The sequence below is a fragment of the Serratia sp. CY83965 genome (assembly GCF_052166375.1).
In the GTDB taxonomy this organism is placed as follows: domain Bacteria; phylum Pseudomonadota; class Gammaproteobacteria; order Enterobacterales; family Enterobacteriaceae; genus Serratia; species Serratia marcescens.
In genome coordinates this window covers 206,399-216,490 of record NZ_JBJNOV010000019.1, presented here as the reverse complement: position 1 = coordinate 216,490, position 10,092 = coordinate 206,399, and the positions used below count along the sequence as shown (strand labels likewise).

Here is a 10,092-nt window from a genome sequence, read left to right as displayed (position 1 = left end):
GAAAGATGCAACGTAAAAGAATCGGTGGAGCGGTAGTTCAGTTGGTTAGAATACCTGCCTGTCACGCAGGGGGTCGCGGGTTCGAGCCCCGTCCGTTCCGCCACTTATTTAATTATGCCTGCTTTATTAGCAGGCATAATGTTAAGCGAGATTTAGGGGCGTAGCTCAGTTGGTAGAGCACCGGTCTCCAAAACCGGGTGTCGCGAGTTCGAGTCTCTCCGCCCCTGCCATATTAAGAACCCTTTGCGAAAGCAAAGGGTTTTTTTTTGCCTATTATCCCGATCCTTAGAGCGTTATCGTTTGGGAAAAGAGCGCATCGGGTGCTCTATGCTGATGCTTATCTGATCCGAGTTGCTCCATAGCCTTTCGATCTTTACCCCCGCAGACCTCCTGATTCTCCTACCATTTTGCATTTTCTTCTCTCAGAAGGCGATGGGCGGCTTTTGGCATGATAGACAGCCAAGACCACGGTGGCGGCTTTTAAGGCCGCCATGGCGCTTTAGGCTGCGGTATTTAAAGGTATTTTAAGTAATTGCCGAATCAAAGGTTGTTGATCGCTGTTTTGCAACCAGACGGCATACAGTGGGCGGATAATCGGCGGGATCTCGGTGGCGGCCACCAGCTGTGGGTACTCTTTTTCCCAATGGCTGGGCAGGAAAGCGCATCCACCCGTGGTTTCCAACAGCTGACGCGTCAGGTGAGCGGAGGTGGTGGTAAGCACCGGTACGTTATCACCTTCCAACATGCGGTTTTCTTGTTGGTGGAAGTCGGCTCCCCATTCCAGCTTGATGTAGGGCATTGGGGCCTGTTTGTCACGATAAGCGGATGAGAACAGGCGTAATGAGAAATTGCTCAGTTGCTGGCTGGCCAACTCATCCATCTTCGGCGGTTCAGTGGTGATCAGTAAATCGAGCTGCCTTTCATGCAGTTGTTTTACCAAAGAGTGCCTTAATGCCACCCTGGCTTCTAGCTGCAGCGCCTCGCGTTGTTGATAGAGTGCTTGCAACCAGGGAGTCAGATAGGCCTCCCACAACGAAGCGGTAGCGCCGATCGACAACTCGGTGTGTTGCAGCGAACGCACGACTTCTTTCTTCGCCAACTGCCAGGTGTTCATCAGGCTCTCGGCATAGGGCAGAAGCCGCTCGCCGGCAGGCGTCAGGCGGATGTTATTGCGATGACGGGTAAATAAATTTGCGCCCAACTGGTTTTCTAGCTGACGGATGCGGAAACTGACCGCGGACTGCGTTAAGTACAAAGATTCTGCGGCTCTGCCAAAGTGACGCGTTCTACTGACCTCCAAAAAGGTTTTCAGTAATTCGGTATCCACACCTATCTCCAAAAAAATTTGTCGTTAAGATTTAAATGTTTTGTTTTACACGCTGTCAAGCCTATCTAATACTCCGCGCCATAAACAGCACGGCCATAAGAGAATTAGGAGCGTGTCAGATGGCGGATAGCTTCACCACGACCAATCGTTTTTTTGATAATAAACATTACCCTCGCGGGTTCTCCCGTCACGGCGATTTCACCATTAAAGAGGCGCAATTGCTAGAGCGCTTCGGCTACGCGTTTAACGAGTTGGACTCGGGTAAACGCCAGCCGGCCACTGAAGAAGAACAGCTGTTCGTCGCAGTGTGCCGCGGTGAGCGCGAAGCGGCTACCGAGCAGGAAAAAGTATGGGCTAAATATCTGGCGCGCACACGTCGCCCGAAGAAATTCCATACTCTGTCCGGCGGTAAACCGCAGGCTGACGCAGTAGAGGATTACAGCGACAGCGAAGACTAAAGACGATGGGGCCTGCGGGCCCCATTTTCATTCCAGACTGCGATGCAGTTGTAACAGCAGACGGTCCATACTGCGATAGCCCAGCGCTTCGCTGAGGTGGCGCCTGTCGAGCTCAGCATCTCCCGCCAAATCCGCCAGCGTGCGCGCCACTTTCAAGATGCGCTGCCAGGCGCGGACCGATAACCCCAGCGTGTTTAATGTCGCTTCCAAAAACTCGGCGTCTGCCGCCTGCAAAACGCAATCTCGTTCCACTTCACGGTTGCTCAACAGCGCGTTGACTTTACCGGCGCGTTCGAGCTGCCGGGCGCGTGCCTGCTGCACCCTTTTCCGTACTTGTTCGCTGCTTTCTCCATGGGCTTTCCGATGACTGAGCGTACCCGGCGGCAACAACGGCACTTCGATAGACAGATCGAAACGGTCGAGAAAAGGCCCTGACAGCCGGGCCAGATAGCGCAACACCTGCTGCGGTGAGGCGCGATTGTGCAACCCCTGATAATGCCCTGTCGGGCTGGGGTTCATTGCCGCGATCAGTTGCACCCTGGCGGGGAAACAGACCTTGGCGTTGGCACGCGAAATCACGATCTCGCCGGATTCCAACGGCTCACGCAGCGCATCCAGTACCTTACGCTCGAATTCCGGCAGTTCATCCAGAAACAGCACGCCGTTATGCGCCATCGAGATCTCGCCCGGTCGCGGCAGTGAGCCGCCGCCGACCAATGCCGCCATCGAGGCGCTGTGGTGCGGCGCGCGAAACGGCCTCTGGCGCCATGGTGGCGCGGCGGGAATGTGATGCTGCAAGCTGGCGATCGCCAGGCTTTCCAGCGCCTCAGCCTCCGTCAGCGGCGGCAGCAAGCCCGTGAGACGGCTGGCCAGCATGGTTTTACTGGTGCCCGGTGGCCCAATCAACAGCAGGTTATGCCCGCCGGCGGCGGCGATCTCTAATGCCCGCTTGGCCTGTTCCTGGCCGATGATGTCGCGCAGGTCGGCGTTTTCGCACGTGTTGTCCGCATCGGGGGGCGTGGTCGCCACCGGCAGTTCGCCTTGGCCGAGCAGAAAAGCGCAGACTTCCAGCAGGTGTTGGGCGGTATGGGAGCGCGACTGCGCGATCAGGCCGACTTCGGCGGCGTTGTCCGTCGAGAGGATCAGTTGCCGCCCGGCATCAGCCGCCGCCAGTGCCGCCGGGATCGCTCCCCTGACCGCGCGCAGTGAGCCAGACAGCGCGAGCTCGCCAAGAAACTCGTAGCGCGCCAACGGCGCGAGGGGCAATTGCTCGGAGGCGGCGAGGATCGCCAGCGCTATCGGCAGATCGTAACGCCCGCCTTCTTTCGGCAGATCGGCGGGCGCCAAATTGACGGTGATGCGCCGGGCGGGAAAGGTGAAACCGCTGTTGATCAGGGCGCTGCGCACCCGATCGCGCGCCTCTTTTACCGTGGTTTCCGGCAGGCCGACCAGCGTCAGGCCGGGCAGGCCATTGCTGATATGCACCTCCACCGTTACGGAAGGGGCCTGAACGCCGATGATGGCGCGGCTATAGATTAACGCCAGTGACATATCGCTCTCCTTGCTGAGGACGACATGATGCGAGGTTCATCCTGGCATTGCGCGGCGTTATTGGTGGTTTTTCTATGGGTTTCGCAGCGTAATTGCTCATTTTCATCGAAGTAAATGAGATTGTGCGAGCCGCCTCGCAACCTGCGGCAATACCCATTAACAATTCGCTGAAGGCTGCAACACATTAGCGGCCCATACGCATTGCAATCATAGGGTTAACGGGTGTATTTAACAATTGATTAAAAGAAAAATCACTTCTTTAACAAGCTCCGACCGCCGCCGCATTCTGCCCGGCAGCCGCTAAACCTCCTGACTTCGTACTCTACGGTAGGGATAACACTATGTTTGGTTGGACCCCGCTGCAACGCAACGCGGCAATCGCCAGCTTTTCAAGCTGGACGCTCGACGCTTTCGATTTTTTCGTGCTGGTATTCTTACTCAGCGACATCGCGCAATCCTTTCACGTCGGTCTGGAACAGGTCACGTTGGCGATTCTGCTCACGCTGGCGGTGCGCCCGATTGGCGCGCTGATCTTCGGGCGTGCGGCGGAAAAGTATGGCCGCAAACCGATCCTGATGTTGAATATCGTCTTTTTCTCGGTGTTTGAGCTGCTCTCCGCCGCCGCGCCCTCGCTGACGGTCTTCTTGCTGTTGCGGGTGTTGTACGGTGTCGCGATGGGCGGCATCTGGGGCGTGGCGTCGTCGTTGGCGATGGAAACCATACCGGACCGCTCACGCGGCCTGATGTCGGGCATTTTCCAGGCCGGCTATCCGTTCGGTTATCTGCTGGCGGCGGTGGTGTACGGCCTGCTGTTCGAAACGGTCGGCTGGCGCGGCATGTTCGTCATCGGCGCGGCGCCGATCCTGCTGCTGCCGTTTATTTATTATTGCGTGCGGGAGTCGCCGGTGTGGCTGGCGGCGCGTGAGCGCAAAGAAAGCACGGCTTTATTGCCGGTGTTGAAGAGCCACTGGAAGCTATGCTGCTATCTGGTGCTGCTGATGGCGGCGTTCAATTTCTTCTCCCACGGCACGCAGGATCTGTATCCGGTGTTTCTGAAAGTTCAGCACGGTTTCGACCCTAAAACCGTCAGTATCATCGCCATTAGCTACAATATCGCGTCAATTATCGGCGGTGTTTTCTTCGGTTCGTTGTCGGAAAAGATCGGCCGCAAAAAAGCGATCATCATTGCCGCGCTGCTGGCGCTGCCGGTGATCCCGCTGTGGGCGTTTTCCAGCGGTTCGCTGATGTTGGGGATCGGCGCTTTCCTGATGCAGTTCATGGTGCAGGGCGCCTGGGGCGTGGTGCCGACCTACCTGACCGAGTTGGTGCCGGCCAATACCCGCGCGGTGCTGCCGGGGTTTGTGTACCAACTGGGTAACCTGATCGCTTCGGTCAACGCCACGCTGCAAGCCACCATCGCCGAGCATCATGGGCATAATTACGGCCTGGCGATGGCGATCGTCGCCGGTACGGTGGCGGTGGCGATCGCCCTGTTGGTGTTCTTCGGCAAGGATACGCGCGGCAAGGCGATCACCGACGCGGTAGAAAATCCGGGTATGCGCGCCAACGTGTGAAAGATGGGCGATTCGCGTGAGGTATGACCAGATTGCGCCGAATAATAACGCAAAAAAAGTGTTGTCATGCAGCGCGCGACTATGATACCTCTGTAAGCATTAGTTCTGAATGAGCACAGTGAACAAACCCATTATGAAAGCCTTTGCCCAAGTGATTAGCCTAGTCGTGATTAGCGTGGTGGTGATTATTATCCCACCGTGCGGGGCTGCACTTGGACGAAGAAAGGCTTAGCAAACAAGCCGGAATCGCAAGAGAACCCCCGCACCGTCAGGTCCGGGGGTTTTTTATTGGCAAGAGAAAAGTGGAGCAAGGGGCAGAACATGAAAAACAGAACAAAATCCTGCAGTTGTCGAAGTAAGGCGGGGAAATAACCATGAATGGCGCTCAGTGGGTAGTTCAAGCGTTGCGTGCGCAGGGGGTGGATACCGTATTCGGCTATCCGGGCGGGGCAATCATGCCGGTGTACGATGCGTTGTATGACGGCGGCGTGGAACACCTGCTGTGCCGCCATGAACAGGGCGCCGCCATGGCCGCCATCGGCTACGCCCGCGCCACCGGCAAAGTCGGCGTTTGCATCGCCACTTCCGGCCCCGGCGCCACCAACCTGATCACCGGCCTGGCTGATGCGCTGCTCGATTCTGTTCCCGTTGTCGCCATCACCGGTCAGGTGGGTTCCGCGCTGATCGGCACCGATGCCTTTCAGGAGATCGATGTTCTCGGCCTGTCTCTGGCCTGCACCAAGCACAGCTTCCTGGTGGAGTCGCTGGACGCCTTGCCGGGCATCATGGCGGAAGCGTTCGCCATCGCCGCCGGCGGCCGTCCCGGTCCGGTGCTGATCGATATCCCGAAAGACATCCAGCTGGCGCAGGGCGACTTGCACCCGCATCTGATGCCGGTCGACGAAGCGCCGGCGTTCCCGGCGGCGGCGTTGGCCGAGGCGGCTGAGCTGTTGGCGCAAACGCATAAACCGATGCTGTACGTCGGCGGCGGCGTGGGCATGGCGCAGGCGGTGCCGGCGCTGCGCGAGTTCATCGCCGTGACCCGCATGCCGAACGTCGCCACCCTGAAGGGGCTGGGCGCGCCGGATGCGCAAGATCCGCTGTACCTCGGCATGCTGGGCATGCACGGAACCAAGGCCGCTAACCTGGCGGTGCAGGAGTGCGATTTGCTGATCGCCGTCGGCGCGCGTTTCGATGACCGCGTGACCGGCAAACTGAACGCCTTCGCGCCGCACGCCAAAGTGATCCACATGGATATCGACCCGGCGGAAATGAGCAAGCTGCGCCAGGCGCATGTGGCCCTGCAGGGCGATTTGAAAACGTTGCTGCCGGCGTTGCAGCGCCCGCTGAACATCGCCGCCTGGCAGCAGCAGGTGACGGCGCTGAAAGCCGAGCACGCCTGCCGCTACGATCACCCCGGCCAGCCGATCTACGCGCCGCTGTTCTTGCGCCAGCTGTCCGCCCGCAAGCCGGCCAACAGCGTGGTGACCACCGACGTCGGCCAGCACCAGATGTGGAGCGCGCAGCACATGACGTTCGAGCGCCCGGAGAATTTCATCACCTCCAGCGGCCTCGGCACTATGGGGTTCGGCGTGCCGGCGGCGGTAGGGGCCCAAATTGCCCGCCCGCAAGATACGGTGATCTGCGTCTCGGGCGATGGTTCCTTCATGATGAACGTGCAGGAACTGGGCACCATCAAGCGCAAACAGCTGCCGCTGAAGATCGTGCTGCTGGACAACCAGCGTCTCGGGATGGTGCGCCAATGGCAGCAGCTGTTCTTCGACGGCCGCTACAGCGAAACCAACCTGTCCGATAACCCCGACTTCCTGATGCTGGCCGCCGCCTTCGGCATTCCCGGCCAGCGCATCAGCCGCAAGGATCAGGTGGAGGGCGCGCTCGAGGCGCTGTTCAACACCGAAGGCCCTTATCTGCTGCAGGTCTCTATCGACGAACTCGAAAACGTCTGGCCGCTGGTGCCGCCGGGCGCCGGTAACGAAACCATGTTGGAGGAAATATCATGATGCAGCATCAACTCTCGATCCAGGCGCGTTTTCGCCCCGAAATGTTAGAGCGCGTATTGCGGGTCGTGCGTCATCGCGGCTTTCAGGTTTGTGCTATGAATATGGTTTCCCCGGCCAACGCCGACAGCATCAATATCGAATTGACCGTTGCCAGCCCGCGCCCGGTCGCCCTGTTGTCATCTCAATTAAGCAAACTGATGGACGTCTCCTGCGTCGAGATCCAGCAGCCAACATCACAACAAATACGCGCCTGAGGCGCCGAGAAGGATAAATAACAATGACAAAGAAAGCCGATTACATTTGGTTCAATGGTGAGATGGTTCCTTGGGCCGAGGCCAAAGTGCACGTGATGTCGCACGCGTTGCATTACGGCACGTCGGTGTTTGAAGGGGTGCGCTGCTACGACTCGCACTTGGGGCCGGTGGTATTCCGTCATCGCGAGCATATGCAGCGCCTGCACGATTCGGCGAAAATCTATCGCATGCCGGTGTCGCAAAGCGTCGACGAGCTGATGGAAGCCTGCCGCGCTACGCTGCGCAAGAACAACCTGGTCAGCGCGTACATTCGCCCGCTGGTGTTCGTCGGCGATGTCGGCATGGGCGTCAACCCGCCGGCCGGTTATAAAACGGACGTGATTATCGCGGCGTTTCCTTGGGGCGCTTACCTGGGTGAAGAAGCGCTGGATCAAGGCATCGATGCGATGGTCTCCTCCTGGCACCGCGTCGCACCAAACACGATCCCCACTGCGGCCAAGGCCGGCGGCAATTATCTTTCCTCCCTGCTGGTGGGCAGTGAAGCGCGTCGCCACGGCTATCAGGAAGGCATTGCGCTCGACGTGCACGGTTACATTTCCGAAGGGGCGGGCGAAAACCTGTTTGAAGTGAAAGACGGCGTGCTCTATACCCCGCCATTCACCTCTTCGGCGCTGCCGGGCATTACCCGCGACGCGATCATCAAGCTGGCGAAAGACATGGGCTTCGAGGTGCGCGAGCAGGTGCTGTCGCGCGAATCGCTGTACCTGGCCGACGAAGTGTTCATGTCCGGCACCGCGGCGGAGATCACGCCGGTGCGCAGCGTGGACGGCATTCAGGTCGGCATCGGCAAATGCGGCCCGGTGACCAAACAGATCCAACAGGCGTTCTTCGGCCTGTTCAGCGGCAAGACCGAAGACAAATACGGTTGGCTGGATCCGGTCAATCCGTAACGATAAGGTTCGCCGCGCAGCGTGGCGGACGACAAGACAGACAAGATAAGAATATCCAGGCGGTTCGTTCGCCGCCTGTCATAAATACATTTGGAGTGAAAAGAGCATGCCTAAGTACCGTTCCGCCACCACCACCCACGGCCGCAATATGGCGGGTGCCCGCGCATTGTGGCGCGCGACCGGGATGACCGACGCCGATTTCGGCAAGCCAATCATCGCCGTGGTCAACTCCTTTACCCAGTTCGTGCCTGGCCATGTGCATCTGCGCGATCTGGGCAAACTGGTCGCCGAACAGATCGAAGCCTCCGGCGGCGTGGCCAAAGAGTTCAACACCATTGCGGTGGATGACGGCATCGCCATGGGCCACGGCGGCATGCTCTATTCCCTGCCGTCGCGCGAACTGATCGCCGACTCGGTCGAATACATGGTGAACGCCCACTGCGCCGATGCGATGGTGTGCATCTCCAACTGTGACAAGATCACCCCGGGCATGCTGATGGCGGCGTTGCGCCTGAATATTCCGGTGATCTTCGTCTCCGGCGGTCCGATGGAAGCCGGCAAGACCAAACTCTCCAACCAGATCATCAAGCTGGATCTGGTGGACGCGATGATCCAGGGCGCGAACCCGAACGTCAGCGACGCCGACAGCGAGCAGATCGAGCGTTCCGCCTGCCCGACCTGCGGCTCTTGCTCCGGCATGTTCACCGCCAACTCAATGAACTGCCTGACCGAAGCGCTGGGCCTGTCGCAGCCGGGCAACGGTTCGCTGCTGGCCACCCACGCCGATCGCAAGGAACTGTTCCTCAACGCCGGCAAGCGCATCGTCGAGCTGACCAAACGCTATTACGAGCAGGACGACGAGAGCGCGCTGCCGCGCAATATCGCCAACAAGGCGGCATTTGAAAACGCCATGACGCTGGACATCGCCATGGGCGGCTCGACCAACACCGTGCTGCACCTGCTGGCTTCGGCGCAGGAAGGCGAGGTGGACTTCACCATGGAGGACATCGATCGCCTGTCGCGCAAAGTGCCGCACCTGTGCAAGGTGGCGCCGAGCACGCAGAAATATCACATGGAAGACGTGCACCGCGCCGGTGGCGTGATCGGCATCCTCGGCGAGCTGGATCGCGCCTGCTTGCTGAACCGCGAAGTGAACAATGTGCTGGGGCTGACCCTGCCGCAGACGCTGGAAGCCTACGACGTGATGCTGACCCGCGACGAAAGCGTCAAGAAAATGTACTCCGCCGGGCCGGCCGGTATCCGCACCACGCAGGCATTCTCTCAGGACTGCCGTTGGGATTCGCTGGACACCGACCGCAAGGAAGGCTGCATCCGCACCCGTGAGCACGCCTACAGTCAGGACGGCGGATTGGCGGTGCTGTACGGCAACCTGGCGGAAAACGGCTGCATCGTCAAAACCGCCGGCGTAGATAAAGAAATCCTCACCTTCCGCGGCCCGGCCAAAGTCTATGAAAGCCAGGATGAGGCGGTAGACGCCATCCTCGGCGGCAAAGTGGTGGCGGGCGACGTGGTCGTTATCCGTTACGAAGGGCCGAAAGGCGGCCCGGGCATGCAGGAAATGCTTTATCCAACCACTTACCTGAAATCGATGGGGCTGGGCAAGGCGTGCGCGCTGATCACCGACGGGCGTTTCTCCGGCGGCACCTCCGGGTTGTCCATCGGCCACGCTTCGCCGGAAGCGGCCAGCGGCGGCCTGATCGCCCTGGTGCAGGACGGTGACATGATCGCAATCGACATTCCTCATCGCGGCATCCAGCTGGACGTCAGCGAGCAGGAGCTGGCGGCGCGGCATGAGGCGGAACTGGCGCGCGGCGACGCGGCCTGGACGCCGAAAAACCGTGAACGTCAGGTATCCTTCGCGCTGCGCGCCTACGCCTCGTTGGCCACCAGCGCCGACAAAGGCGCGGTGCGCGACAAGAGCAAACTGGGGGGATAA

Annotated in this window: 9 protein-coding genes and 2 tRNA genes; 9 read left to right on the top strand and 2 right to left on the bottom strand. The window is 59.5% G+C overall.

Going from position 1 to position 10,092, the window contains the following annotated elements; all coding sequences use genetic code 11:
• The first annotated feature begins 26 nt into the window (after window positions 1–26).
• Both ACJ8PL_RS24460 and ACJ8PL_RS24455 read left to right on the top strand, forming a co-directional pair.
• Window positions 27–103: transfer RNA gene (locus ACJ8PL_RS24460), tRNA-Asp, on the top strand.
• 51 nt (window positions 104–154) lie between these two features.
• Window positions 155–230, top strand: a tRNA-Trp gene (locus tag ACJ8PL_RS24455).
• Window positions 231–499: 269 nt separating this feature from the next.
• On the opposite strand, the gene hdfR is transcribed toward ACJ8PL_RS24455, so the two are convergent.
• Window positions 500–1,327: an HTH-type transcriptional regulator HdfR gene (gene hdfR, locus ACJ8PL_RS24450; protein ID WP_028128092.1), complete on the bottom strand. Its 828-nt coding sequence runs from the start codon at window positions 1,325–1,327 to the stop codon at window positions 500–502.
• A 119-nt stretch (window positions 1,328–1,446) separates the two neighbouring features.
• On the opposite strand from hdfR, the gene ACJ8PL_RS24445 reads away from it, so the two are divergent.
• A complete protein-coding gene (locus ACJ8PL_RS24445; protein ID WP_004929946.1) occupies window positions 1,447–1,785 on the top strand; it encodes a DUF413 domain-containing protein in 339 nt (112 codons plus the stop codon).
• 27 nt (window positions 1,786–1,812) lie between these two features.
• On the opposite strand, the gene ACJ8PL_RS24440 is transcribed toward ACJ8PL_RS24445, so the two are convergent.
• A complete protein-coding gene (locus ACJ8PL_RS24440) occupies window positions 1,813–3,336 on the bottom strand; it encodes a YifB family Mg chelatase-like AAA ATPase (RefSeq protein ID WP_442531442.1) in 1,524 nt (507 codons plus the stop codon).
• A 341-nt stretch (window positions 3,337–3,677) separates the two neighbouring features.
• On the opposite strand from ACJ8PL_RS24440, the gene ACJ8PL_RS24435 reads away from it, so the two are divergent.
• The 6 genes from ACJ8PL_RS24435 to ilvD all read left to right on the top strand — a co-directional run bounded on the left by ACJ8PL_RS24435 (window position 3,678) and on the right by ilvD (window position 10,092).
• Window positions 3,678–4,910, top strand: a complete 1,233-nt coding sequence (locus ACJ8PL_RS24435; protein ID WP_261106782.1) for an MFS transporter — start codon at window positions 3,678–3,680, stop codon at window positions 4,908–4,910.
• Between the two features lie 133 nt (window positions 4,911–5,043).
• Window positions 5,044–5,142 carry an ilv operon leader peptide gene (ilvL, locus tag ACJ8PL_RS24430; RefSeq protein WP_013814970.1) on the top strand — a complete coding sequence of 33 codons (99 nt, stop codon included), beginning with the start codon at window positions 5,044–5,046 and terminating at the stop codon, window positions 5,140–5,142.
• A 142-nt stretch (window positions 5,143–5,284) separates the two neighbouring features.
• A complete protein-coding gene (ilvG, locus tag ACJ8PL_RS24425) occupies window positions 5,285–6,931 on the top strand; it encodes an acetolactate synthase 2 catalytic subunit (protein WP_261106780.1) in 1,647 nt (548 codons plus the stop codon).
• A complete protein-coding gene (gene ilvM / locus ACJ8PL_RS24420) occupies window positions 6,928–7,185 on the top strand; it encodes an acetolactate synthase 2 small subunit (RefSeq protein WP_004929955.1) in 258 nt (85 codons plus the stop codon). Before ilvG ends, ilvM begins: the two co-directional genes overlap by 4 nt.
• A gap of 23 nt (window positions 7,186–7,208) precedes the next feature.
• A complete protein-coding gene (locus ACJ8PL_RS24415) occupies window positions 7,209–8,135 on the top strand; it encodes a branched-chain amino acid transaminase (protein ID WP_016930475.1) in 927 nt (308 codons plus the stop codon).
• A gap of 106 nt (window positions 8,136–8,241) precedes the next feature.
• Complete coding sequence (gene ilvD / locus ACJ8PL_RS24410; RefSeq protein ID WP_442531441.1) at window positions 8,242–10,092, top strand: dihydroxy-acid dehydratase; 1,851 nt, start codon at window positions 8,242–8,244, stop codon at window positions 10,090–10,092.

What these genes read in the sequence shown, in the direction of transcription:
- ACJ8PL_RS24445 (WP_004929946.1), top strand. Translation starts at nt 1,447, where the DNA reads ATGGCGGATAGCTTCACCACGACCAATCGTTTTTTTGATAATAAACAT.
- ACJ8PL_RS24440 (WP_442531442.1), bottom strand. Translation starts at nt 3,336, where the DNA reads ATGTCACTGGCGTTAATCTATAGCCGCGCCATCATCGGCGTTCAGGCC.
- ACJ8PL_RS24435 (WP_261106782.1), top strand. Translation starts at nt 3,678, where the DNA reads ATGTTTGGTTGGACCCCGCTGCAACGCAACGCGGCAATCGCCAGCTTT.
- ilvL (WP_013814970.1), top strand. Translation starts at nt 5,044, where the DNA reads ATGAAAGCCTTTGCCCAAGTGATTAGCCTAGTCGTGATTAGCGTGGTG.
- ilvG (WP_261106780.1), top strand. Translation starts at nt 5,285, where the DNA reads ATGAATGGCGCTCAGTGGGTAGTTCAAGCGTTGCGTGCGCAGGGGGTG.
- ilvM (WP_004929955.1), top strand. Translation starts at nt 6,928, where the DNA reads ATGATGCAGCATCAACTCTCGATCCAGGCGCGTTTTCGCCCCGAAATG.
- ACJ8PL_RS24415 (WP_016930475.1), top strand. Translation starts at nt 7,209, where the DNA reads ATGACAAAGAAAGCCGATTACATTTGGTTCAATGGTGAGATGGTTCCT.
- ilvD (WP_442531441.1), top strand. Translation starts at nt 8,242, where the DNA reads ATGCCTAAGTACCGTTCCGCCACCACCACCCACGGCCGCAATATGGCG.